21 protein-coding genes are annotated in these 23788 nt (G+C 68.3%); 7 read left to right on the forward strand and 14 right to left on the reverse strand.

Annotated elements, in window-relative coordinates; genetic code table 11:
• Positions 1-37: 37 nt before the first annotated feature.
• Together FJ887_RS12490 and glyA are read right to left on the reverse strand one after the other, a co-directional pair.
• Positions 38-919 (reverse strand): bifunctional methylenetetrahydrofolate dehydrogenase/methenyltetrahydrofolate cyclohydrolase, encoded by an 882-nt coding sequence (locus FJ887_RS12490; protein ID WP_137826629.1) that lies wholly within the window; start codon positions 917-919, stop codon positions 38-40.
• Complete coding sequence (gene glyA, locus FJ887_RS12495) at positions 919-2193, reverse strand: serine hydroxymethyltransferase (protein ID WP_137826630.1); 1275 nt, start codon at positions 2191-2193, stop codon at positions 919-921. Before glyA ends, FJ887_RS12490 begins: the two co-directional genes overlap by 1 nt.
• 298 nt (positions 2194-2491) lie before the next feature.
• Here glyA and purU point away from each other — a divergent pair, with 298 nt between their 5' ends.
• From purU to putP, 5 genes are all read left to right on the forward strand, one after another.
• Positions 2492-3343 carry a formyltetrahydrofolate deformylase gene (purU, locus tag FJ887_RS12500; protein ID WP_137826631.1) on the forward strand — a complete coding sequence of 284 codons (852 nt, stop codon included), beginning with the start codon at positions 2492-2494 and terminating at the stop codon, positions 3341-3343.
• A 111-nt stretch (positions 3344-3454) separates the two neighbouring features.
• Positions 3455-5065, forward strand: coding sequence for a phenylacetate--CoA ligase family protein (locus FJ887_RS12505; protein ID WP_137826632.1), 1611 nt, complete (start codon positions 3455-3457; stop codon positions 5063-5065).
• The gene (locus tag FJ887_RS12510; protein ID WP_137826633.1) at positions 5052-5474 is read left to right on the forward strand and encodes a hypothetical protein; all 423 of its coding nucleotides are present in this window, start codon (positions 5052-5054) and stop codon (positions 5472-5474) included. The genes FJ887_RS12505 and FJ887_RS12510 overlap by 14 nt, the downstream gene beginning before the upstream one ends.
• A 2-nt stretch (positions 5475-5476) precedes the next feature.
• Positions 5477-8035 carry a hypothetical protein gene (locus FJ887_RS12515; RefSeq protein ID WP_140955550.1) on the forward strand — a complete coding sequence of 853 codons (2559 nt, stop codon included), beginning with the start codon at positions 5477-5479 and terminating at the stop codon, positions 8033-8035.
• Positions 8036-8174: 139 nt separating this feature from the next.
• Complete coding sequence (gene putP / locus FJ887_RS12520; RefSeq protein WP_137826635.1) at positions 8175-9695, forward strand: sodium/proline symporter PutP; 1521 nt, start codon at positions 8175-8177, stop codon at positions 9693-9695.
• Between the two features lie 607 nt (positions 9696-10302).
• Here putP and rplQ read toward each other — a convergent pair.
• The 8 genes from rplQ to FJ887_RS12560 form a co-directional block, all read right to left on the reverse strand.
• Positions 10303-10881, reverse strand: coding sequence for a 50S ribosomal protein L17 (gene rplQ, locus FJ887_RS12525; RefSeq protein ID WP_137826763.1), 579 nt, complete (start codon positions 10879-10881; stop codon positions 10303-10305).
• Positions 10882-10904: 23 nt separating this feature from the next.
• On the reverse strand, positions 10905-11903 hold the full coding sequence (locus FJ887_RS12530) for a DNA-directed RNA polymerase subunit alpha (protein ID WP_009379253.1): 999 nt from the start codon (positions 11901-11903) through the stop codon (positions 10905-10907).
• A gap of 161 nt (positions 11904-12064) precedes the next feature.
• Complete coding sequence (rpsK, locus tag FJ887_RS12535) at positions 12065-12469, reverse strand: 30S ribosomal protein S11 (protein WP_009379251.1); 405 nt, start codon at positions 12467-12469, stop codon at positions 12065-12067.
• A gap of 51 nt (positions 12470-12520) precedes the next feature.
• Positions 12521-12889 (reverse strand): 30S ribosomal protein S13, encoded by a 369-nt coding sequence (gene rpsM, locus FJ887_RS12540; RefSeq protein WP_137826764.1) that lies wholly within the window; start codon positions 12887-12889, stop codon positions 12521-12523.
• A gap of 195 nt (positions 12890-13084) precedes the next feature.
• Positions 13085-13198 carry a 50S ribosomal protein L36 gene (gene rpmJ / locus FJ887_RS12545; protein WP_009379247.1) on the reverse strand — a complete coding sequence of 38 codons (114 nt, stop codon included), beginning with the start codon at positions 13196-13198 and terminating at the stop codon, positions 13085-13087.
• A gap of 64 nt (positions 13199-13262) precedes the next feature.
• Positions 13263-13484: a translation initiation factor IF-1 gene (infA, locus tag FJ887_RS12550; protein WP_009379245.1), complete on the reverse strand. Its 222-nt coding sequence runs from the start codon at positions 13482-13484 to the stop codon at positions 13263-13265.
• A gap of 309 nt (positions 13485-13793) precedes the next feature.
• Complete coding sequence (locus FJ887_RS12555) at positions 13794-15122, reverse strand: MFS transporter (RefSeq protein ID WP_137826765.1); 1329 nt, start codon at positions 15120-15122, stop codon at positions 13794-13796.
• 151 nt (positions 15123-15273) lie between these two features.
• On the reverse strand, positions 15274-18252 hold the full coding sequence (locus FJ887_RS12560; protein ID WP_140955549.1) for an alpha/beta fold hydrolase: 2979 nt from the start codon (positions 18250-18252) through the stop codon (positions 15274-15276).
• Between the two features lie 172 nt (positions 18253-18424).
• On the opposite strand from FJ887_RS12560, the gene FJ887_RS12565 reads away from it, so the two are divergent.
• On the forward strand, positions 18425-19627 hold the full coding sequence (locus FJ887_RS12565) for a MalY/PatB family protein (protein ID WP_249356898.1): 1203 nt from the start codon (positions 18425-18427) through the stop codon (positions 19625-19627).
• Between the two features lie 33 nt (positions 19628-19660).
• Here the strand turns inward: FJ887_RS12565 and FJ887_RS12570 are convergent, their stop codons facing one another.
• The gene (locus FJ887_RS12570) at positions 19661-20545 is read right to left on the reverse strand and encodes a PaaX family transcriptional regulator (RefSeq protein WP_249356899.1); all 885 of its coding nucleotides are present in this window, start codon (positions 20543-20545) and stop codon (positions 19661-19663) included.
• 52 nt (positions 20546-20597) lie between these two features.
• Between FJ887_RS12570 and FJ887_RS12575 the strand changes: the two genes are divergently transcribed.
• Positions 20598-20843, forward strand: coding sequence for a hypothetical protein (locus FJ887_RS12575; protein WP_137826767.1), 246 nt, complete (start codon positions 20598-20600; stop codon positions 20841-20843).
• Between the two features lie 49 nt (positions 20844-20892).
• Here FJ887_RS12575 and map read toward each other — a convergent pair whose 3' ends face one another.
• From map to secY, 3 genes are read right to left on the reverse strand one after another with little or no spacing between them, the layout of a single operon-like run.
• On the reverse strand, positions 20893-21726 hold the full coding sequence (gene map, locus FJ887_RS12580) for a type I methionyl aminopeptidase (protein WP_137826768.1): 834 nt from the start codon (positions 21724-21726) through the stop codon (positions 20893-20895).
• Positions 21723-22289 (reverse strand): adenylate kinase, encoded by a 567-nt coding sequence (locus FJ887_RS12585; protein ID WP_137826769.1) that lies wholly within the window; start codon positions 22287-22289, stop codon positions 21723-21725. Before FJ887_RS12585 ends, map begins: the two co-directional genes overlap by 4 nt.
• 35 nt (positions 22290-22324) lie before the next feature.
• On the reverse strand, positions 22325-23626 hold the full coding sequence (gene secY / locus FJ887_RS12590; protein ID WP_137826770.1) for a preprotein translocase subunit SecY: 1302 nt from the start codon (positions 23624-23626) through the stop codon (positions 22325-22327).
• Between the last annotated feature and the right edge of the window lie 162 nt (positions 23627-23788).

Consider the following 23788-nt stretch of genomic DNA (forward strand, 5'->3'; position numbering starts at 1 on the left):
GACGGTCGTCAGTCGCCGCTCGACGGTCGATGCTCGGTCACTCGGCGGAGCGCGCCGCCATGTCGACGACGTTCTGCAGCAGCAGGGCCCGGGTCATCGGACCGACGCCACCGGGGTTGGGCGAGATCCAGCCGGCCACCTCGGCGACTCCGGGATCGACGTCGCCGACGATCGTCGACTTGCCGGTCTCGGGGTCCTCCTCCCGGGAGACGCCGACGTCGAGGACGATCGCGCCGGGCTTGACGTCCTCGGGCTTGACGAGGCGCGGGGACCCGGCAGCGGCGACGATGATGTCGGCCTGGGCGAGCAGCTCGGGCAGGTTCGTCGTGCCCGTGTGGGTCAGGGTCACCGTCGCGTTGTACTCCCGGCGGGTGAGCAGGGAGCCGATCGAACGGCCGACGGTGACGCCGCGGCCGATGACGACGACGTGCTTGCCGGGCAGGTCGATCCCGTTGCGCACCATGAGTTCGATGACACCGCGCGGGGTGCACGGCAGCGGCGTCGTGATCTCCCGGCTGACGTTGAGCATGAGTCGGCCGAGGTTCGTCGGGTGGAGACCGTCGGCGTCCTTGGCCGGGTCGATGCGCTCGAGCACCGCATCGGTGTCGATGTGGTCCGGCAGCGGCAACTGGACGATGTAGCCGGTGCACGCGTCGTTGGCGTTGAGCTCGTCGATGACGGCGAAGAGCTCGTCCTGGGTGATCGTCTCGGGCAGATCGCGGCGGATCGACTCGATGCCGACCTCGGCGCAGTCGCGGTGCTTGCCGGCGACGTACCACTTCGATCCGGGATCGTCACCGACGAGGACGGTGCCGAGTCCGGGGACGATGCCCTGTGCGGCGAGACGGGCGACCTCGGCGCGCATCTCGTCCTTCATCTGCGCGGCGGCGGCCTTGCCGTCGAGGATCTGCGCTGCCATCAGTACTGCTCCAGTCCTTCATAGAGGGGGAAGTCATCGCTGAGCTTCTTCACCCGAGCCGCGAGCGCCTCGACGTCGGCGCCGGGCTTGAGCGCCTCGGCGATGACGTCGGCGACCTCGGTGAATTCCTTGTCGCCGAAACCGCGGGTCGCGAGTGCCGGGGTGCCGATCCGCAGTCCCGAGGTGACCATCGGCGGACGCGGGTCGAAGGGGACGGCGTTGCGGTTGACGGTGATGCCGACCTCGTGGAGGAGGTCCTCGGCCTGCTGGCCGTCGAGGGCGGAGTTGCGGAGGTCGACGAGGACGAGGTGGACGTCGGTGCCGCCGGTGAGCACGGTGGCGCCCGCCTCGGCGACGTCAGCGGCGAGGAGGCGCTCGGCGAGGATCTGCGCGCCGCGCACGGTGCGCTCCTGCCGGTCGCGGAACTCCTCGGAGGCGGCGAGCTTGAAGGCCACGGCCTTCGCGGCGATGACATGCATGAGGGGGCCGCCCTGCTGGCCGGGGAAGACGGCCGAGTTGAGCTTCTTCGCGTACTCCTCCTTGCCGAGGATGAAGCCCGACCGGGGTCCGCCGATCGTCTTGTGCACCGTCGAGGAGACGACGTCGGCGAAGGGCACCGGGTTGGGGTGGAGTCCGGCGGCGACGAGACCGGCGAAGTGGGCCATGTCCACCCACAGCTTCGCTCCGACCTCGTCGGCGATGTCGCGGAAGGCCTGGAAGTCGAGCTGGCGGGGGTACGCCGACCATCCGGCGACGATGACCTCGGGACGGTGGTCGAGGGCCTTTTGCCGCACCTGGTCCATGTCGATGCGGTACGTGTCGGGGTCGACCTCGTACGACGCCACATCGTAGAGGCGACCGGAGAAGTTGATCTTCATGCCGTGCGTGAGGTGGCCGCCGTGGGCGAGCGAGAGGCCGAGCATCTTGTCGCCCTGGCGGGCGAGCGCGTGCATGACCGCGGCGTTGGCCGAGGCGCCGGAGTGCGGCTGGACGTTGGCGTACTCGGCGCCGAAGAGGCTCTTGGCGCGGTCGATCGCGAGATCCTCGGCGATGTCGACGAACTCGCAGCCGCCGTAGTAGCGCTTGCCCGGGTACCCTTCCGCATACTTGTTCGTCAGCACCGAGCCCTGCGCCTCGAGAACGGCGCGCGGCACGAAGTTCTCCGAGGCGATCATCTCAAGCGTCGACCGCTGTCGCCCCAGCTCGAGGTCGAGGACTTCGGCGATCTGCGGGTCGATGTCGGCAAGCGAAGCCTGCAGCGAGGATTCGGACATGGTTGCACTCCTGTGGCGTCGAGATTCGGCGGCGCGGTCTTCCCCCGCGCGCGTTCCGAGGCAATGCTAACAGCGAAGCCCCGGCCCCCGCCCGGCCGCCCGCCAGCCGGAGGCCTGGGCGGCTGCGGGTCCGAGGGGCGGGCAGGGTCGCCCGCGAGACCACCTGTGCAGTCGTCTGGACGACTGGCCGACAACTGCCTCGTCCGCAGGCGGGCAACCGCGTTGTCACAACTCCCCGTGCTGCCGGATGCCGGACGGCTGACCGGGGACGATGCCGCACCCGATTAGACTCGCGGCTATGAGCGAAGAATGGATCCTGCGAGTAACCTGCCCCGATGCGACCGGAGTCGTCCACGCCGTGACCGGGGCGCTGGCCGGGATCGGTGCGAACATCACCGAATCGCAGCAGTTCTCCTCCCCCGACTCCCACCAGTTCTTCCTCCGCGTCCACTTCGCGACCCCGGCTCCCGTGAGTGAGGAGGACCTGGAATCGGCCCTCGCCGAGGCGGCCGCGCGGTTCTCGATGACGCTCGGTCTCCAGCCCGCACAGAAGCGCACCCGCACCCTCGTCCTCGTCTCGAAGGCCGCGCACTGCCTCAACACTCTGCTCTTCCAGCAGAGCGCAGGCCAGCTGCCCATCGACATCGTCGCCGTCGCCGGCAACCACGATGCGCTGCGGCCCCTCGCCGAGTTCCACGGCCACGACTTCCACCACATCCCCATCACCCCGGAGACGAAGGAGACCGCCGAGGCGCAGCTGCGCCGCCTCGTCACCGACCTCGACGTCGAACTCATCGTCCTCGCCCGCTACATGCAGATCCTCTCCCCCGAGCTCTGCGCGGCACTCGAGGGGCGGGTCATCAACATCCACCATTCCTTCCTGCCGAGCTTCAAGGGCGCCAAGCCCTACCACCAGGCGCACGCCCGCGGGGTGAAGATCATCGGCGCGACCGCCCACTACGTCACCCCCGATCTCGACGAGGGCCCGATCATCGAACAGGACGTCGCCCGCGTCGACCACAACCGCAACATCGCCGACTTCGTCGCCCGCGGCCAGGACGTCGAGGCGGCCGTGCTCGCCCGCGCAGTCCGCTGGCATGCGGAGGGCCGCGTCCTCATGGACGGTCATCGCACCGTCGTCTTCGACTGACCCCGGCCCTGGGCCCACGGCACACCGCAGCAGAGAGCCGCCGTGGTGCGGTTCTGACACAATTGCGCCGCACACGGGTCCCCGGCGGTCAACGTAGGCTACCGTTCGACTATGAGTGAGACTGCGCTGCGGCGCCTGCCGATCCCCCGCGGGCCGATCAACCTCGCCCGCCAAGCCCTGCTGCGCACCGCGAACCTCGGCCTGACCGCCGCCTACGGCACGTACCGGCTCCACCCGGCGATCTGGCGCTTCACCGCCCGGCACTACTCGCCGAAGCTCGAGCCCTTCGCCCGGCTCAACGCGTGGATGATCTGCCAGCAGGCCTCCCTCGACGTGCCCGCCTACCAGGACTATCTCGCGCGCACCGGGTTCACGTTCACGTGGTGGGACCTCGAGGCCTACACTCCGACGTCGAAGGACGACTTCGTCCGCGTCTACAGTGAGGAGCACCGCTGCTGGGGCGGGCGGATCGAGCGGATCGGGACGGTCGTCGACGAGTCATCGGGCTCCTCGGGCACACCGTTCAACTGGATGCGGTCGAAGCGCGAGCTCGACACCGTCCACAAGAACGTCGCCGGGTACGTGACGATGCTCTTCGGGGATGAGGACCTCTTCTGCATCAACGCGTTCTCGATGGGCGCGTGGGCGACGGGGACGAACACGGGCCTGGCGATGGCGAAGGTCGCGATGGTGAAGAACACCGGACCCGACCTCGAGAAGATCCTCGACACGATGCGCCATTTCGGTCCCGGCCACACCTATCTCATCAGTGCCTATCCTCCGTTCCTCAAGCACCTCGTCGACCGCATGGACGCCGAACCGGGCGTCTGGGACGCGTACCGGATCAACGGCTTCGTCGGCGGGGAGGCGATGACCGAGGGCCTGCGCGACTACCTCGAGCAGCGGTTCCACCGGGTCTACTCCGGTTACGGCGCCTCGGATCTCACGATCGGCATGGCCGGGGAGTCCGACCTCTCCGTCGTCATCCGCCGGGCACTGGCCCATGACCTCGCCTTCCGCGCCGAGGTGCTCGGACCCGAGGAGTCCCGCGTGCCCATGGTCTTCCAGTACAACCCGCTCGAGACCTACCTCGAGACGACGGCCGAGGGGGAACTCGTCGCGACGATCAATTCGGCATCGGTGATGAGTCCCCGGCTGCGCTACAACATCGGCGACGAGGCGACGCTCATCGACTTCCCGACGATGGTCGAGCTCACCCGCGCCCACCCCGAGCTCGCCCGGCAGTGCTCAGAGGCCTTCGCCGACAACGGGATGAGGCTGCCATTCGTCCTCCTCTTCGGCCGGTCGGACTCGACGATCTCCTATATGGGCGCCAACATCTATCCGCTCGACATCGAGAACGGCCTCTACCGGGACAACCCGCGCGCCCACCTCATCGAGTCCTTCCGCATCGAACTGCGCGAGCTCGCCGACCACGAGCACCGCCCCGCCCTCCACATCCAACTCCGGGAGACCGCCGCCGAGGGCGAGGAGGCGCTGGACGACGGCGAGCGCGAGGAGCTCGCGGAGACCATCCGGGCCGGCGTGCTCGGCCATCTCGCCTCGGTGTCCAGGGACTTCGCGCAGAGCATGAAGGAGGATCCGACGACGGCGGAGCTCGAGATCGAGATCCACGACTTCGGCACCGGTCCCTTCGCCACCGCCTCGACGAAGATCAAGAACGTCTACCTCCAACCCAAGGAGAGCAATGCGATCGAATGACTTCTCCCTCGCCCCTCCGCAGGCGCGCGCCGAGTCGTTCTTCCTCGGGGCCAACCGCTACCGCAATCCGCTGAGCATGCTCGGTCAGGTGCGCCGCTGGCCGAAGCTCGCGAAGGCCCTGCGGCGCGCCCCCGGCTACCTGTGGCACCGCAGCTATTACGAGTTCCCCGACCGGATCGGCCTCCTCGTCGCTTTCGCGACCCGCGACGACCTCATGCGCTTCGCCCGCACCCCCGAACACGTCGAGATCATGCACTGGCTCGTCGGCGCCGGGGAGGCCTCCCCGGCCCGCGGCGGCTTCATCCGCCTCCTCGACGCTGAGGAGTGGGGGTACACGAACGGCGAGTTCCGCGCCGAGGACGGCCGCCTGGGGATGATCGAGACCTTCACGCCGACGAGCGAGGAATGAGGGTGAGACCAGCGCGGAGCCCGGCCGCCGCTTTCGCCCCGGTCCTCCTCGAGCAGGGGATGACCGCCCACCGCGTGACCTCGCGAGCGGACCTGAGGACCTTCATCGACCTCAGTCCCCGGATCGCCGCTCTCCGCGGCGAGACCGACCGCTTCGTGCCCCTCTTCGCCGCCGACATCGCGGAGTGGCAGGCAGGGACGGGATGGTTCGCCGAGGCGGTCGAACTCTGGCTCGTCTGCGACGCCGCGGGCACGCCGGTCGGGCGGCTGATGTGCCACCGTTCGCGGCCCCTCGCCGAGCGGATCAGCGAGGGACCTGCCGCAGAGGCTCCGGAGACGCTCTTCTTCGGTGCCCTCGAGGCCGCCGACGAGGCGGCCCTCACCGCGGTCATCGCGCTCATCGACGAGCGGGCGCACCGCCTCGGCGCCGACCGCGTCTTCGGACCGGTCTCTCCCCTGCCCAATGTCACCGGCGGTCTCGTCACCGCCGGCCACGACCATCCGGGGTTCTTCGACACCGCGTGGAACCCGGCGTTCTTCGCTCCCGCATTCCGGGCCGCGGGCTTCCGGGAGTGGGGGCCCGCCCAGACGTGGGAGGTTGCTGTCGGCGAGATCCCGCACGCGCGGGCGACCTCGACGCAGTGGGCCGCGCACGGGCTGAGGCGTCGGCCGGTGTCCCGGTGGGATCTGCGCAGCTTCGCCGGGCGGATGCTGCCGACGCTCAATGCGGCGTTCGCGGCTCTGCCGTACTACACCCCGATCTCCCCTGCCCAGCTGCGGTCGCAGATGGCGGGCATGGCCGCACTCATGGACCCGTCCCTCATCGTCGACGTCGTCGGCGAGACGGAGGACGACGACGCTCCCTCCCGCTGCTTCGCCCTCGTCCTCCCCGACCCCGCGCCCGTGCTGCGCCGGCATGGCGGACGCCTCGGTCCGGCGGCGATCGCCGACCTGCTGCGGCACCGAACCCGCCTCCGCGACGCCGTGCTCATCATCCAGGGCACCGATCCGCGCTTCCAGGGCACCGGCCTGCTCTCCCTCGTGATCGGCGACGTCTACTCGGCTCTCGCCGCCGGCGGCTACCGGCGTCTGCGAGTGACGTTCATCGCCGAGGACAACCCCGCCTCCGCGGCGGTCTTCGCCAAGGCCGGAGGCACGCCGCTGCACTCCCTGTGCTTCCTCGACCGGCGTGCACCGAGCGGCGCCGCGGAACCCGCCAACGGGCAGGCCGACCCTGCGTCAGCGACTGCAGAGCCCGTGACCGCGCCAGCCACTGCAGCGGCGGCGACCGCGGCAGCGACTCCCGCGCCTGCCGTCCTGGCCACCTCGGCGGCGCGCATCGACGCCGCGCTCCTCACCGACCTCATCGCGACGGCGGGACGCTCACCCTCGGCCCACAACACGCAGCCGTGGCTGCCGAGAGCCGCGAAGATCGCCGACGACGGATCATCGGCGGAACTCGTCCTCACCGTCGATCCCGCCCGCACCCTCCCGGCCGGCGATCCGCGGTCCGAGGATCTCCACCTCTCGATCGGGTGCTGGGTCGAGGCACTGTCGATCGCCGCCGCCGAGGCGGGACTCGCTGCCGCGATCACCGGCGTCGACGGGTGGGGACCGAGTCTCGACGTGCGACTGCGTGTCACCGTCAGCGACGACCCCCGCGGGCAGCGGAGCGCGGCAACCGGTGTCGACCGTGAGGCGCGGGACGGCGACCACCGAGACCGGCCGGCCTTCACCGCCGCCGATCTCCGTCACCGTCAGGTCGACCGCGGGCCCCTGTCCCGCGATGACAGCGCATTCGCCGAGGCGGTCGGCCACGCCGACGCGGCCCTGGCGCCAGCGGGGGCGCGCCTCGTCGAGATCCCCGACGACGAGTGGTCCGACCTGCTCACGCGCGCCGCCCGGCACTCCTTCGCCGATCCGGCCGTCTTCGCCGAAACCCTCGCCTGGCTGCGCCTCGATCCCGCCGACCCCGCCTACCGGCAGGACGGACTGAGCGCTGACTGCCTGAGGATCCCAGTCGCGGCCGCCCGGCTCGCCGGTGCCCTCAACCGCCCCCGCCTCCGGCCGTTCCTCGCCCGCGCCCTCGCCACCGCCCTTGCTCCGGCCGAATGGGTCGAGGGCCTCCGCGGCAGTCGCCGCGACCAGCGCCGGGAAGCGGGTCGTCCACCCGTCGGACACGAGAGGACAGGCTCGGCGCCGGACGACGATGCGGCGCCCGCCGAGGACTCGGCGCCCGGGCGACCCGATCCGGCCAGCAGACGCCCTGGCTCGGCGACCACCTCGGCGCGGACGGGAGCCCCGCACCACGTCGTCCTCGCGGTCACCGAGGACGGGGACGATGCGGCCCGCGAGATCGCGCTCGGTCGTGCCCTGCTGCGGACGTGGCTGCTCTTCGATCGGGCGGGACTGCGCGTCGATGTCCACTCGGAGATCAAGGACTGCCCGGCGACGCACGCGAGACTGCGCGACCGCCTCGGCGACGGACCGGCGACGCGACCGCTCGCCGCGTTCTCGGTCGGCCGCTCGACGACCCCGGTGCCGCGGTCGGCTCGCCGCTGACCGGGAAGGACGACGCGAGCAGGCGTATAGAGGCAGGAGTCGCGAAAATCCAGGACTCTGATGTTACTCACACGTTATTCACACCACACGTCCGAGGTGATGTAGAGTCTCCGATGCTGAGACAAGGAGGCACACCATCATGTCGGAGCCGACATTCCGGACCATCGCCATCGTCCTCTACTTCGCGGGCATGCTCGCGATCGGCTGGTTCGCGTACCGCAAGACCAAGGACAACCTCGACGACTACATGCTCGCCGGCCGCGGTCTGCGCCCGTCGGTCGCGGCCCTGAGCGCCGGTGCCTCCGACATGTCCGGGTGGCTGCTCATGGGCCTGCCCGGTGCCATCTACCTCGCCGGCCTCGTCGAGGCGTGGATCGCGATCGGCCTCACCGTCGGCGCCTGGGTGAACTGGAAGTTCGTCGCCCCGCGCCTGCGCGCCTTCACGGAGACCGCCGGTGATTCGATCACCATTCCGAGCTTCTTCGAACAGCGGCTGCAGGATCGGACCCACCTCCTGCGGATCGTCTGCGGCCTCATCATCCTCGTGTTCTTCACGTTCTACGTCTCCTCCGGCATGGTCGCGGCGGGCAAGTTCTTCGAATCGAGCTTCGGACTCAACTACCTCGCCGGCATGCTCATCGTCGCCGCGATCACAATGGTCTACACCCTCTTCGGCGGCTTCCTCGGTGCGACGCTCACCGACGTCGCCCAGGGGCTGCTGATGTTCGCGGCCCTCATCGCCGTGCCGATCGTCGCCGTCATCAACGCCGGCGGCCCCGCCGAGGTGATCGCCAATGTCCGCGCGATCGATCCGAGCCTGCTCAGCCTCTTCGGCTCCGGACCGTTCTGGGCAGGCGGCACCTACCTCGCCGTGATCTCCTCGCTGGCCTGGGGCCTCGGGTACTTCGGCCAGCCCCACATCATCGTCCGCTTCATGGCCCTGCGCACTCCCGCCGACGCCACGGTCGCCCGCCGGATCGGCGTGGGCTGGATGGCGATCTCCGCCGCCGGGGCCATCGCCACCGCGATCGTCGGCATCTCCTACTTCTCGCAGCATGCGGACCAGGCGCCGACGGACCCCGAAACGGTGTTCCTCGACCTCGCGCAGATCCTCTTCCACCCGTTCATCGCCGGTCTCGTGCTCGCCGCCGTCCTCGCGGCCATCATGTCGACGATCTCCTCGCAGCTCGTCGTCACCTCCTCGGCGCTCGTCGAGGACCTCTTCAAGATCGTCGCCGCGCGGGTCGGATCACGCCGCACCCTGCAGGACAAGACGTATGTCCTCCTCGGCCGCCTCGGCATCCTCGTCGTCGCCGTCATCGCCGTGCTGCTTGCGATCTCACCGTCGAACAGCATCCTCGACCTCGTCGCCTTCGCGTGGGCGGGATTCGGCGCCTCGTTCGGTCCGATCGTCCTGCTCACCCTGTTCTGGAAGAAGCTGACGAACTGGGGCGCGCTCTGCGGACTCATCGCCGGTGCTGTCGTCGCGTTCGTGTGGGGGCAGCTCAACACCCCGCTGACGGATGCGATCTACGAGATCATCCCGGGCTTCGCGATCAACCTCATCGTCGCCGTCGTCGTCAGCCTCGCCACGTACAAGCCGAATCCGGAGATCGAGCGCGAGTTCGACGAAGGCGTGGAGCTCTCGAAGGTGAAGTGAGCGCCCTCGCCCGCACTGCGTGAGCACAGCGGCCCGCCGGTCTCTCAGGACCGGCGGGCCGTTCGCGTTCGCCCCCGCGCAGGGTCTGCCTCGCACAGATCCAGCGTCGCGCAGCCTCGGTGCCGCGCTCAATCAACACTTGCCGCGAAAAAGTCGTCTCCCAAGGCGCGATTTTCACGCCACCTGTTGAACGAGACGGAGCCGCACACAACTACCGGGCTCGTTCAACACTTCCGCCGAAAAAGTCGTCCCCCAAGGCGCGATTTTTACGCCACGTGTTGAACGACGCAGCACCGCCCACGACCACCGCGCTCAATCAACACTTCCGCCGAAGAAGTCGCCTCCCAAGGCGCGATATTCGCGTCACCTGTCGAACGACGCGCACCGCCCACAAACACCGCGCTCGGTCAACACTTCCCGCGAAAAAGCCGTCCCCCAAGACGCGATTCTCACGCCACGTGTTGAACGACGCAGCACCGGCACGCACCACACGCGCCACACCACGCGAAGGCCCCGTGAATGCACCTCAGGCGGGCACCCGCGTGGGGTGCCCGCCTGAAGTGAACGGCGCGAAGAACGTGCGGCCGGCCTCACGCGGAGGCTCGGGTCACTTGTCCTTGCCGGCCTCCGGGTCGATGACCTCGACGGTCTCGTCGGTCTCGACGTTGCCCTCGGCATCCTCGGTGACCTTGACCTCGTCGACGACGACATCGCCGTCGGCATCCTCGGTGACGGTGACGTCGTCGGAGACGACCTCTTCGTCAGCGGGAGCAGCAGCGGCGGCGGTGGCCTGCTCGGCCTCCTTGACCGTCGCCTGCTTCGGCGAGTAGGGCTCGAGGACGAGCTCGATGACGGCCATCGGAGCGTTGTCGCCGTTGCGGGGACCGATCTTCGTGATGCGGGTGTATCCACCCGGACGCTCGGCCATCGTCTCGGCGATCGAGGTGAAGAGCTCGTGGACGATCGACTTGTCGCCGATCTGCGCGAGCACGCGGCGACGAGCGGCGAGATCGCCCTTCTTCGCAGCGGTGATGAGGCGCTCGGCAACCGGGCGGAGGCGCTTGGCCTTCGTCACGGTCGTCGTGATGCGCTTGTGCTCGAAGAGCTGGGCTGCCAGGTTGTTGAGCATGAGGCGCTCGTGCGTGGGCGATCCGCCGAGGCGGGGGCCCTTCGTGGGGGTAGGCATAGTGAGAAACTCCTAGGTCTAGATCAGTACTGTTCGTCTTCGACGTAGGACTGGTCCTCTTCCGCGAGACCGGATTCGAACCCGGCAGGACTGTCCTTGAGGCTGAGACCCAGCTCGTTGAGCTTGGCCTTGACCTCGTCGATCGACTTCGAACCAAAGTTGCGGATATCCATGAGGTCGGCTTCGCTGCGAGCAACGAGCTCACCGACGGTGTGGATGCCCTCACGCTTGAGGCAGTTGTAGGAGCGCACGGTCAGGTCGAGGTCCTCGATCGCCAGGGCGAGGTCAGCGGCGAGCGCGGCGTCGACCGGCGACGGGCCGATCTCGATGCCTTCGGCTTCGACGTTGAGCTCACGGGCGAGTCCGAACAGCTCGACCAGGGTCTTGCCCGCAGACGCGATGGCGTCGCGCGGGGTCATCGACGGCTTGGTCTCGACATCGAGCACGAGGCGATCGAAGTCGGTGCGCTGCTCGACACGAGTGGCTTCCACCTTGTAGGTGACCTTGAGAACAGGCGAGTAGATCGAGTCGACCGGGATCCGGCCGATCTCGGCATCCGCGTTCTTGTTCTGCGCGCTCGACACGTAGCCGCGTCCGCGTTCGATGGTGAGCTCCATGTCCAGACGGCCTTCGCCATTGAGCGTGGCGATGTGGAGGTCGGGGTTGTGGATCTCGACTCCGGCGGGAGCGGAGACATCGGCGGCGGTCACGGTGCCAGGGCCCTGCTTGCGCAGGTACGCAACGACAGGCTCGTCGAACTCAGACGACACGACCAGGGACTTGAGGTTGAGGATGAATTCGGTGACATCCTCCTTCACGCCTGGAACGGTGCTGAACTCGTGGAGCACTCCGTCGATCCGAATGGAGGTGACGGCGGCTCCCGGAATCGACGACAGCAGAGTGCGACGAAGCGAGTTGCCGAGAGTGTATCCGAAGCCCGGCTCGAGGGGTTCGATGGCGAACCGCGAGCGGTTATCGGAGACGACTTCTTCCGTGAGTGTTGGGCGCTGTGCAATGAGCACGTGGGCTTCCTTTCAGCGAACATCCGCTATATGACGTTCGCACTGCACGTCATGACCGCTTGAGGGTCATGAAGAACGGTTCGGTTTTATGCAAAGAATCCGCATCGCCGCGGGTGGCGGGCCGGTCGGCCCGTCACCTGCGGTGAGTGTCACGGAAAGGGTCAGCCGCGGCGGCGCTTGGGCGGACGGCAGCCGTTGAACGGAACCGGGGTGACATCCTGGATGGTGCCCAGTTCCAGACCGGCGGCCTGGAGGGAGCGGATCGCGGTTTCGCGGCCCGAGCCCGGTCCCTTGACGAACACGTCGACCTTCTTCAGGCCGTGTTCCTGTGCGCGGCGGGCAGCGGACTCCGCAGCCATCTGAGCGGCGTAGGGAGTCGACTTGCGCGAGCCCTTGAAGCCGACCTCACCGGAGGAGGCCCAGGAGATGACAGCACCGGTCGGATCGGTGATCGACACGATGGTGTTGTTGAAGGTGGACTTGATGTGAGCCTGGCCGGCAACGATATTCTTCTTGATCTTGCGGCGAGGCTTGCGCGCTGAAGCGGCGCGTGACTTGGGAGGCATATGTTTTACTCCTGATCGAGGTGGTTGACGCCGGTCAACCGGGTGAGCATGTTACTTCTTCTTACCGGCCACGGTGCGCTTCGGTCCCTTGCGGGTGCGCGCATTCGTCTTGGTCCGCTGTCCGCGAACCGGGAGACCGCGGCGGTGGCGCAGGCCTTCGTAGCTGCCGATCTCGACCTTGCGGCGGATGTCGGCGGCAACCTCACGACGGAGGTCGCCCTCAACCTGGAACGTGCCCTCGATGTAGTCACGCAGCTGCACGAGCTCCGCGTCAGTCAGGTCCTTCACACGGGTGTCCGGGCTGATGCCGGTTTCCGTGAGGGTCTGGCGCGCACGGGTGCGGCCCACACCATAGATGTATGTCAGGGCGACTTCCACGCGCTTTTCACGCGGAATGTCGACTCCGGCAAGACGTGCCATAGGTTCTTACTCCTGTAATGATGTTTCGGAGGTGCTGATGCAGACCTGTCCTCGGGTTGTCACCTCAAGGTCCTCGGCCCCCGACCGAAGGTATCGTCCTGCTCGGCGCTCAGGCGCCGCGCAGGGGGCGAGGTCTGCGTGGGTGTGGTGCTGCGTGAAGTCCCGGTGCGGGACTTCGTCTGCTCGAAGAGCTGCTCAGCCCTGACGCTGCTTGTGGCGCGGGTTGGAGCAGATCACCATGACTCGACCGTGGCGGCGGGTCACCTGGCACTTCTCGCAGATCTTCTTGACGCTGGGCTTAACCTTCATCGTTTTTCCTTCTCTCGGCCGGTCTCCCCGGGTGAGGGAGTCCGGCGCGAATGATCGAAGATCCTTACTTGTAGCGGTAGACGATTCGTCCGCGCGAGAGATCGTAAGGAGAGAGCTCCACGATGACTCGGTCCTCGGGCAGGATGCGGATGTAGTGCTGACGCATCTTCCCTGAGATGTGTGCGAGCACCTTGTGCCCGTTGCTCAGCTCGACCCGGAACGATGCGTTCGGGAGAGCCTCGACGACGGTGCCCTCGATCTCAATGACCCCTTCTTTTTTGGCCATATCGTTCGCTAACCTCGTATTCCCGCGAATCCTTCGCGTTCGACGTAATCGTCGATCGCCGATGAACACCGGCGATCCCATCGGCCGATTCGGACCCGACTTTCCCACATGAAAAGTTGTGGATGGCGTGACGCCGCCCACAACCGGGAATGGGTGAGTTGAGTGAGAACAGACCAATCATCTACTCTACACGACGATGCGAAGATCTTCCAGGCGGTCCTGGATTCCGGGCGTGAGTTCCCCTACAATCCCGACCCCGGCACCGAGGCGGCCGCTGGCTCCCCGGCATTACCGCGGTGACCGCCCGGCTCACATGTGCGCGCGAGCCCCGTATCCGGTGCGCAGACCGACGACGACGGCGACCGCGAGGACGAGGCCGCCGAGCACGGTGATCCACGCGAATCCCCCGAGCGCGAGCAGCGGACCGGCGCAGGCCGCGACGGCAGCGGCGCCGAGGTTCATCCCGGCGTCCGAGAGACCCTGGACCTCGATCCTGTGCGCCTCGTCGGTGTCCTGCGTCAGCAGCGTCGACCCGGCGATGAGACACGCCGACCAGCCGAGGCCGAGAACGAAGAGGGCGATCGAGATCCGGGCGAACGACGACTCGCCCGCGGCATCGATGAACCCGAGGACGAGGGCGAGCGCGAAGAGCCCCTGACCGAGCGCGATGACCCGTCCCGGCGAGAAGCGGTCGGTGAGGTAGCCGAAGACCGGGGAGAGACCGTACATCCCGAAGATGTGCCCGGCGATCGTCACCCCGATGACGCCGAGGCCGAACCCCTGATGGTCCATGTGCACCGGCGTCATCACCATCGTCGAGACCATGATCATGTGCCCGGTGACGACGGAGAGCAGGCCGAAGAGGGCACCCGGGGACCGGCGCACGGCACGCCAGGCCCCGCCTCGGCGGGATGATTCCATCACCGAGGCGGCGGTGCGGACATCGCCGACGGACCCCTGCGCCGTATCGGTCTCCGCCGCGGATCCGCCCACCGTCGCGTCAGAGTGCGGGGAGGCCACTGATGCGGTGACTTCCGCGGGTGCGTCCTGCGCGGGGGTGCGGAGGAACATCACGCAGACGAAGGAGAGGAGGTAGCCCGCGACGGCGATGAGGAAGGGTCCGGCGAAGGGGTCGATGCCGAGCGCCTCCCCCAGCTTGGCCCCGGGTTCGGCGAGGTTGGGGCCGACGACGGACCCCACGGTCGTCGCCCACACGACGAGCGACATCGCCCGCCCCTTGAGGTTCGCGGGGGCGGCATCGGTCGCCGCGTACCGACTCTGCAACCCCGCTGCGGTCGCGGAGCCGAAGCAGCCCATGCCGATGAAGAAGAGGAGGGAGATGCCGGCGAGGATCGCCGCGACGATGAGCAGCGCCCCGATGAGGGCGAGTCCGTAGCCGACGCCGAGCGCCCACCGCCGATTCCGTGCGGCGGCGAGTCGGGCCAGGGGCAGGGCGAGGAGTCCGGCGCCGAGGATCGACGCCGTCTGCGCGAAGCCGGCGAGCTCGGTGCGGCCGGTCAGCCTCTCGGCGAGGATCCCGCCGACGGCGAAGCCCGTGGCCACGCCGATGCCGGCGAACAGCTGCGCGAGGCTGAGCGCCCACTGGTTGTGTCGGAATGTCCGTCCCGTCGTTCTCACTCCCTGACCTGCCTGTGCGCCGCCGATCGCACCGCGTCGTCGCAACGCTTCCTCGGCCTCGCCACATCGCTGTGCCGGGCGCGCCCGTGCTCTGCCTCGATGCTAGCCGACGCCGACGCGGCCGGGAGCGCACTCCCGGCCGCGTTCATGGTCAGTGCCGTGGCTTCCGGACCTTCGCGGCTCGGTAGACGAGCCCGCCGGCGGTGAGCAGGGCGAGCGCTCCGGCGAGCAGCGCCCAGATGTCGGCACCGGTGCGCGGCAGACTGCCGCCGCCACCGTCACCGCCGCCGGCTGAGCCGCCGCCGGGGGCGTCACCGCCGCCCTTCGGGTCGTCCCCGGCGGCACTGCCGCCGCCGCCGGAGCCGGCACCGTCGCTGTCCTTGCCGCCGTCATCGCCCTTGCCGTCGTCACCGGTCACGGTCAGCGTCGTGTTCGCCGCCGTCTTGCCGCTCTCATCGAGCAGCTGGACGACATAGGTGCCCGGCTTCGCGTCCCGCGGAACGGTGATCCGGCCGACAGCGTTGCCGCCGTTGTCGGTCGTCAGCGTCCCGAGGCTGCCTCCGGTCTCGAAGGCGACGGTGTACCTCGCCTCTGAGGCCTGATGCTTCACCGTCGCATCGAGGCTCTCCCCGGCCGCTGCGGTGTCCTGCGACAGGGAGAAGTCCTCGGCGCGGAACGTGTCCATCCGGCACCGGTTGGGCAGAGTGATCGTCTCACCGCGGTCGTCGACGGCCGTGTCGGGCGTCGGCAGCTTGGGTCCGAAGTCGCCGACCTCGGGCACCGTGCCCTGGGAGAGGAACGTGTTGACCGTCTCGTCCGTGCACGCCTTGTTCTCATCGCGTGACATGTACGAGGTGTGCGAGGCCCCGGAGACCGAGAGCAGGCTGCCGTCGATCGTGCGGGCGAGCTTGACTCCCGAGGCGTACGGGGTCGCCGAGTCGTGGGACGTGGAGACGACGAGGATGTTCGGCACGGCGGTGAGCTTCTCCGGCTTGGGCAGGGTGCCCTTGAACTTCCAGAAGTCGCAGTAGTCGTAGACGCCCGGGGACACCGAGGCGGCCTGGAACGGACCGGCTTCGTCGTAGCGCTCTGCCAGATCGCGCAGCGCCGCGAGGTCAGGCTTGTCGCCGTAGCTGTTCTCATCCGTGCAGCGGATGTTCGTGAACGCCTGGAGCATCGGATCGTAGTGGCCGGTCTCATCCCTGGAGTTGTAGTCGTCGGCGAGCCTCATGAGCTCTCCGGCCGACTCCCCCGCCTTGAGTTCGGTGAGACCGAGGGCGAGCCGCGACCACAGCGTCTCCGAGTAGAGGGCCTGGATGACACCGGTGCGCGCATCGCCGAACGTCACCTCGCGGTCGTCGCCGTCGATGCCCGTCGGCAGCGGATTGCCCTCGAGTGAGCGGAGCACTCCCTGCACGGCCGTCGTCAGTTCCTCCCGGTCGGTGATGCCGTCGCCGAGTGCGCACGTGAACGGCTGGTCCTTGAGCTCGGCCAGGCGGCCCGGGAACTTCAGGTCGGGGTAGGTCTCACCCCAGGTCCTGCCGTCCGCGCCCTTGGCCGAGCAGTCGAGGGCGAACTGCTCGAAAGTGCCCTGGAAGCCGGCGATCTGGTTGACGGAGTCGTCGGCGTCCTCCTCGGCGTCCTCCTTGGCCACGAGCTTGCCGCTGGCATCGAGGTACGCCTGCGGGTCGGCGTTGATGTCCTTGAGCGCCTTGTAGGCGGAGACGTTGCCGGGGTCGACGGCGCCGTCGAGGACGAGGCGGCCGACGCTGTCACCGAACTTCTGGGCGTAGACGTAGCCCAGTCGGGTGCCGTAGGAGAAGCCGATGAAGTCGAGCTTGTCGTCTCCGCTCGTCGCGCGGATGAGGTCGAGATCGCCCACGGCATCCCATGTGCCCAGGTGCTTCATGAGGTTCTCCTGGCCGCCTTCGCCGAGGTCGAAGAGCTTGCCGGTGTTCTCGATGCAGTCGTTGGCGAAGCGCTCGGCCTGATCGTTGAGGATGTCCTCGGCGTTGTCACGGTCCCCCGACCAGGCGTCTTCGGCGCGGTCGGCGTCGATCTGCTCATCGGTCGAGCACTGGGAGAACGGCATCGAGCCGCCGGTGCCGCGCGGGTCGAAGCCGACGAGGTCGAAGTTCGCGGCGAGGTCGGGTTCGTAGAGCGCGCCGGCCACGCCGAGCGTCATGCCCGAGCCGCCGGGTCCGCCGGGGTTCCACGCGACGGTGCCCTGGGACGTCGTCTTCTCGAACTTCCCGCCGACCATCTTGCCCGAGGGCACCTTCATCATCGCGATCGCGACATTGCCCGCAGCCGGATCCTTCGCGTCGATCGGGGCGATGAGGTAACCGCACAGCGGTGCCCGCCCGATCCGCTCGGAGTAGTCGGGGTAGCCGAGCTTGCCGCAGTTCTCCGCGCTGAGGTCGACCTTCTGGTTGTAGTACTTCTCGAGCCCGGCGGGAACGCTGCCCGCACCCGTGCCGCCGCCCTGCGGATCCGGGATGCGGTACGTGCCGTCATCCTGCCCGAAGAGCTCCTTCGCCAGCTGCGGGTAGTACTTGTCGAGCTCCTCCGCGTTCGGGCTCGGCTCCTGGGTCGGTTCCTCCGTTGCTCCCGGCTCGCTCGGTGCGGACTCGCTCGGTTCCGGTGCGGTGGGGGTCTGGCTGGGAGTCTCGGTGGGCGCGGCCGAGGGGTCGGCGACGACGGTGAAGTCGTCACTCGTCTTCAGACTGTCCGCGGATTTGACGATGTAGGTGCCGGGAGTCAGCGGCGCACCGTCGATCTCGGTGTCGACCGTGCCGGTGCCGGCCTCGACGGTGGCCTCGGCCCCGTCGACGGGGTCGTTGCTGGCCGCGTGGACGACGGTGAGCGTGGTCGGGCCGGACGGATCCCCGGCGACGGTGACGGGGATCGTGAGGTCCGGCGACGCGGTCACCTCGGCGTCGATGCCGAGGGTGATCTCGAGGTCGGTGTCGGTCGCCGAGTCTGCCGTCGGCGAGGTCTGCTGGGTGGACGCGGGTGACTCCGCGGTGCCTGCGGCGACGGCGGGCAGACTGCCCGCGAACAGCAGTGAAGCGCCGATGAACGACGCTCCCAGGACACGCGAAGACCCTCTCAATGTGATGTGGGTCATGCTCGCCATCGTAACGCACAGATAACGGTCAGCATTTTTTCATACTCTTCGTTATCATTTCGTGACAAAGATCAGCCCCCGGGCCGTCGTCGCCCTACCGCTGCGACTGTCGTTCCGCCCCGTGACCTCCCATGTCGTCGAGCCCGAGAGACCGACCGCGGCGACTGCTAGCGTGAGCACAGACACCGCCGCGCACAGGGAAGAGAGCACCATGGACGATCTCGACGCCATCACCGAGGAATCGCTCGTCGCGAAGGGCGGCCGCAAATGGTCGTCGTTCCCCGGCAGCCTCGGCGCCTTCATCGCCGAGATGGACTTCGGGGTCGCGCCCGTCATCCGACAGGCGATGACTGAGATCGACGCCCGCGACCTCTACGGCTACGCCCCGGGAAGTCTCGTCGCCGACCTCCGCAGCGCCACCTCGGCGTTCTGCGCCGACCGCTACGGCTGGCAGTTCCCCACCGAGCACGTCCACCTCGCCAGCGACGTCCTCGCGGCCTTCATCGGCGTGCTCGAGCATCTCACCCCGGCCGGCACCCCGATCGTGCTGCCGACCCCGGCGTACATGCCGTTCTTCGACGTCGCCGCGGTCACCGGCCGTGAGCTCATCGAGGTGCCGATGCTGCGGACGGAGACCGACTGGCAGGTCGACCTCGACGCCGTGGCCGAAGCGCTCACCCCGGGAGCCACCCTTGTCCTGTGCAACCCGCACAACCCGATCGGGAAGGTCTATTCGCCCTCCGAGCTGCAGGCGATCGCCGAGGTGGTCGAGGCCGCGGGCGCGCGCGTGTTCTCCGATGAGATCCACGCTCCCCTCGTCTACGATCCCGCCCATCATGTGCCCTATGCGAGCCTGAGCGCGGTGACCGCCGGGCACACGGCCACCGCGACCGCCGCGTCGAAGGCCTTCAACATCCCCGGCCTCAAATGCGCCCAGCTCATCCTCACGAATCCCCACGACCGTGAGACCTGGGCCCGGAAGGGGCACTTCGTCTCCGGTGCGGCCGCGAATCCCGGAATCCTCGCCACGACCGCCGCCTACTCCCAGGGCGGCGACTGGCTCGCCGAGATCACCGCCTACCTCAAGGGCAACCGCGACGTCCTCACCGATCTGCTCACCTCCGAGCTGCCGAACGCAGCCTACATCCCGCCCGACGGCACCTACCTCGCGTGGCTCGACCTGCGCGGCTACGGGTTCGAGTCGGGGCTCTCGGCGCACTTCAACGATGCAGCGAAGGTCGCAGTGACCGAGGGGCGCCTCTGCGGGAAGGTCGGCGCCGGGCACGTCCGGATCAACTTCGCCCTCCCCCGTCCCCTCCTCGAGGAGGCGGTGGGCCGGCTCGTCACCGCGGTCCGCCGCGGACCGCACGATTGAGAACGGAACCTCCGGACAGGCGGCGGGACAGCCTCAGCCCTCCGGCAGCCATTCGATGAGCTCGAAGGCGGCGTTCTCCGCCGCCGCCTCCCGCACCTGCTGGTCGTAGCGGAGGTAGTACTCGAGGTTGCAGCGGTCCATGAACGTCCGGAAGCGCTGCGAGGGCTGTCCGGACCCGACGATCTCCGCCGGCAGCAACGGGTTCTCCATGACCGCGCGCCCGACCCGGTAGTAGAGGTCGAAGAATCGGCCGATCGGCAGCTCCGGCAGCCCCGCCCCCGGTTTGTCGTGCGGCCCGCCGAGGCGGCTGATCTCGACCTCGAACTCCTCGATCTGCCGGCGGGCACCGGCGAGTTCGAAGGCGATCGCGGTCATCCGCTTCGCCGCGGCGAGGTCACCGGGAACGATCTGCGTGCACTCGTACCAGCCGCCGTCGATGTCGGCCGGCAGCTGGGCGCGCAGCGCGTGGCTGCGATCGGCGAAGCCGATGAGGACCCCGGCCCGCAGCTGCCGGTACCCGAGCATGCGCGCGACGTACTGGAAGCGGTCCCGCTGCGGGCGGGAGGACTCGGGGATCGTGTAGAGGGCGGCGTGGAAGCGGCCGGCGAACTCCGGAAGGTCGCGGTCGCCGCTGATGTCGCGGAACTGCGCGAGGATCCGCGGGCTGAGCCGGTACCGGGTGACGCGACCGCAGCGCTCGAGTGAGATGAGATCGCGCTGGGCCATGCGGGTGAGCTGGTTGCGCACACTCGAGGCCGAATAGCCGTGGTCGGCGAGGATGCGCACGATGATCGGGCCGGGCACCCCGCTCGCCCGCAGACACCCGAAGACGGAGACGACATCGAAGGCGATCCGCGTCAGCCGATAGCGATCGCCCACATCTCGCCTACGTTTCGTGGCAAGTTGGACGTCGCTCATGCCGCAATCCTACCGTGAGAGCCATCCCACCAGGGCTGATGAGAAGGGACGAATGACCATGGACAATGACAGGTTCGAGCGCAGACAGCGGGTCTATTCGACGGCGAAGGTCGCGGGTCTGCTCGCGGGCTCAGCGGCCGCCTTCCTCGCCTTCTGCCTCTTCCAGATCTTCGGTGCCGAGATCCTCGAGACGGCCGTGTGGATGTTCGCCCTCGGGCTGATGACGTTCTCCGGGGTCTTCGTCGCCACCTACCTCGGAGTCGCCGCGTCGACGCGCGGGACCGCTGTCGGCAGCTGAGGCCCCACTCCCCTCACCCGGATGCCGCCGCGCGGCGACGGCACTGCGGTCACTGCCCCGGCTGCACCGGGGTGATCCCGAACTCGGCGAGTTCGGCGGCCCCGCCGTCGGATGCGGTGAGCACCCACACGCCGCCGTCGTGGCGGGCGACACTGTGCTCCCAATGGCTGGCCCGGGAGCCGTCGGCGGTGACGACCGTCCAGTCGTCGGCAAGCGTCACGGTCTCCGGACTGCCGGCCGTGAGCATCGGCTCGATCGCCAGGCACATGCCCGGGCGGATCTTCGGACCGTTCGACTTCGCGCGGTAGTTGAGGACCTCCGGCGGCATGTGCATCGACGTGCCGATCCCATGACCGGTGAACTCCTCGACGAGACCGAGGTCGGGGGCCGCCTCGGTGACGTAGTCGTCGATGGCATCGCCGATGTCGCTGACCTTCGTTCCCGTCGCGAACGCCGCGATCCCGGCCCACATGGCCCGCTCGGTCGCGGCAGACAGCGCGCGGTCGGCCGCCGTGCCCGCGGCCTCTCCGCCGACGATCATCGTGAAGGCGGAGTCCCCGTGGAACCCGTCGACGATCGCGCCGCCGTCGATCGAGACGAGGTCGCCCGGCTCAAGCACACGCTGCCCGGGGATGCCGTGGACGATCTCCTCGTTGACGGAGATGCAGAGGACGGCCGGGAAGCCCTGGTAGCCCTTGAAGTTCGACGTCGCCCCCGCCTCGGCGATGACCGCTTCAGCGGCGGCATCGACCTCAGCGGTCGTCGCCCCCGGGACCGCGGCGGCCCGGGCGGCGTCGAGCGCGGCCCGCGTGACCGCGCCGGCCGCCCGCATGCTGCGCAGCTGCGCGGGCGACTTCAGCTCGATCCGGGGACCGAAGATCATCGCAGGGAGTCGAGGATGCGATCGGTGATCGCGGAGACCTCACCGAGGCCGTCGACCTCCCGCAGCAGTCCGCGCTCGCGGTAGATGTCGGTCAGCGGCTGCGTCTGCTCGGCGTAGACGTCGAGGCGGTGACGGATGACGTCTTCGCTGTCGTCGCTGCGGCCTTCCTTCTCCGCGCGGGCGAGCAGCCGGGCGACGACCTCGTCGACGTCGGCGGTGAGCTCGACGACGGCGGAGAGCTCGTGGCCGCCTGCCTCGAGCATCCGGTCGAGTTCGGCGACCTGCGCGGCGGTGCGCGGGTAGCCGTCGAGGAGGAAGCCGGCTGCGGCGTCGTCCTGCGCGAGCCGATCGGCGACCATCTTGTTCGTCACCTCGTCGGGAACGTACTCACCGGCGTCCATGTAGCGCTTCGCGAGCGTGCCCAGCTCGGTCTCGCCCTTGACGTTGGCGCGGAAGATGTCCCCGGTCGAGATCGCGGGGATGTCGAGCGCCTCGGCGAGTCGTGCCGCCTGGGTGCCCTTGCCGGCGCCGGGCGCGCCGATGAGGATGATGCGTGAACTCATATCTGTCCTTCCGGAGAACTGCGCTGACCGTGAGGTCAGCGGAGCAGGCCCTCGTAGTGGCGCTGCTGCATCTGCGCGTCGATCTGCTTGACCGTCTCAAGGCCGACACCCACGACGATGAGCAGCGAGGTGCCGCCGAAGGGGAAGTTCTGGTTCGCGTTGATGAGAACCAGGGCGATGAGCGGGATGAGCGCGACGAACGCGAGGTAGAGCGATCCGGGGAAGTTGATGCGGCTGAGCACGTAGCTCAGGTACTCCGCGGTGGGACGTCCGGCCCGGATGCCGGGGATGAAGCCGCCGTACTTCTTCATGTTGTCCGCGACTTCCTCCGGGTTGAAGGTGATCGCGACGTAGAAGTACGAGAAGAAGATGACGAGCACCGCGTAGGCGGCGATGTAGATCGGGTGGTCGCCGGTGGTGAAGTACGTGTTGATCCATTCGACCCAGTTCGTCTCGGGGTTGAAGAACTGAGCGATGAGGCTCGGCAGGTAGAGCACCGAGGAGGCGAAGATGACGGGGATGACGCCGGCCATGTTGACCTTGATCGGAATGTACGTCGAGGTGCCGCCGAACATCCGGCGCCCGACCATGCGCTTGGCGTACTGGACGGGGATGCGGCGCTGGGACTGCTCGACGAAGACGACGAGCGCGACGAGGACGAGGCCGACGGCGATGACGATGAGGAACACGTCGATGCCCTGTTCGCGGAGGATCGCGCCGAGCGAGGACGGGAAGGCCGCCGCCACCGAGGTGAAGATGAGGATCGACATGCCGTTGCCGACGCCGTGCTCGGTGATCTGCTCGCCGAGCCACATGATGAGGCCGGTGCCGGCGGTGAGCGTGATGACGAGGACGGTGATGCCCCACCACGTGTCGTTGGTGATGAGGTTCGTGCAGCCTTCGATCTGACCGAACAGCGCACCCGTGCGCACGGTGGCGACGAGGGTGGTGGCGTTGAGGATCGCGAGGCCGATCGTGAGGTAGCGCGTGTACTGCGTGAGCTTGGCCTGACCGGAGGCGCCTTCTTTGTGGAGGGCCTCGAAGCGCGGGATGACGACGCGGAGCAGCTGGACGATGATGCTCGCCGTGATGTAGGGCATGATGCCGAGGGCGAAGATCGACAGCTGGAGCAGGGCGCCGCCGCTGAAGAGGTTGATCATCGCGAACCCGCCCTCGTTGAGCTGCGGGGACGCTACGCACTGCTGGACCTGCGTGTAGTCGATGCCGGGCGAGGGGATGAAGGAGCCCAGGCGGAAGAGGACGATGATGCCCAGGGTGAAGAGGAGTTTGTTCCTCAAGTCGGGCGTGGAAAAGGCCCTCCGAATTGCGCCGATCAAGCGTCCTCCTCAGGGGGATGGAAGTCAGGGTCGCTGTCACGACCTGGCGAATGAGACAAATACCTGCAAAAGACTACCAGGGTGCGGGTCTCAGGCAGAAACCGAACGGGTCCCTCTCCCCCGGTCTCCCGCCGGTCCCAGCTCCCATCGTGAGGAGGGTCT

Source organism: Brevibacterium sp. XM4083, from assembly GCF_006489205.2.
Lineage (GTDB): Bacteria > Actinomycetota > Actinomycetes > Actinomycetales > Brevibacteriaceae > Brevibacterium.

Excerpts from the sequence above, each read along its gene's own strand:
- FJ887_RS12490 (WP_137826629.1), bottom strand. The coding sequence starts at position 919 with ATGGCAGCGCAGATCCTCGACGGCAAGGCCGCCGCCGCGCAGATGAAG.
- glyA (WP_137826630.1), bottom strand. The coding sequence starts at position 2,193 with ATGTCCGAATCCTCGCTGCAGGCTTCGCTTGCCGACATCGACCCGCAG.
- purU (WP_137826631.1), top strand. The coding sequence starts at position 2,492 with ATGAGCGAAGAATGGATCCTGCGAGTAACCTGCCCCGATGCGACCGGA.
- FJ887_RS12505 (WP_137826632.1), top strand. The coding sequence starts at position 3,455 with ATGAGTGAGACTGCGCTGCGGCGCCTGCCGATCCCCCGCGGGCCGATC.
- FJ887_RS12510 (WP_137826633.1), top strand. The coding sequence starts at position 5,052 with ATGCGATCGAATGACTTCTCCCTCGCCCCTCCGCAGGCGCGCGCCGAG.
- putP (WP_137826635.1), top strand. The coding sequence starts at position 8,175 with ATGTCGGAGCCGACATTCCGGACCATCGCCATCGTCCTCTACTTCGCG.
- rplQ (WP_137826763.1), bottom strand. The coding sequence starts at position 10,881 with ATGCCTACCCCCACGAAGGGCCCCCGCCTCGGCGGATCGCCCACGCAC.
- rpsK (WP_009379251.1), bottom strand. The coding sequence starts at position 12,469 with ATGCCTCCCAAGTCACGCGCCGCTTCAGCGCGCAAGCCTCGCCGCAAG.
- rpsM (WP_137826764.1), bottom strand. The coding sequence starts at position 12,889 with ATGGCACGTCTTGCCGGAGTCGACATTCCGCGTGAAAAGCGCGTGGAA.
- rpmJ (WP_009379247.1), bottom strand. The coding sequence starts at position 13,198 with ATGAAGGTTAAGCCCAGCGTCAAGAAGATCTGCGAGAAGTGCCAGGTG.
- infA (WP_009379245.1), bottom strand. The coding sequence starts at position 13,484 with ATGGCCAAAAAAGAAGGGGTCATTGAGATCGAGGGCACCGTCGTCGAG.
- FJ887_RS12560 (WP_140955549.1), bottom strand. The coding sequence starts at position 18,252 with ATGACCCACATCACATTGAGAGGGTCTTCGCGTGTCCTGGGAGCGTCG.
- FJ887_RS12570 (WP_249356899.1), bottom strand. The coding sequence starts at position 20,545 with ATGAGCGACGTCCAACTTGCCACGAAACGTAGGCGAGATGTGGGCGAT.
- FJ887_RS12575 (WP_137826767.1), top strand. The coding sequence starts at position 20,598 with ATGACCATGGACAATGACAGGTTCGAGCGCAGACAGCGGGTCTATTCG.
- map (WP_137826768.1), bottom strand. The coding sequence starts at position 21,726 with ATGATCTTCGGTCCCCGGATCGAGCTGAAGTCGCCCGCGCAGCTGCGC.
- FJ887_RS12585 (WP_137826769.1), bottom strand. The coding sequence starts at position 22,289 with ATGAGTTCACGCATCATCCTCATCGGCGCGCCCGGCGCCGGCAAGGGC.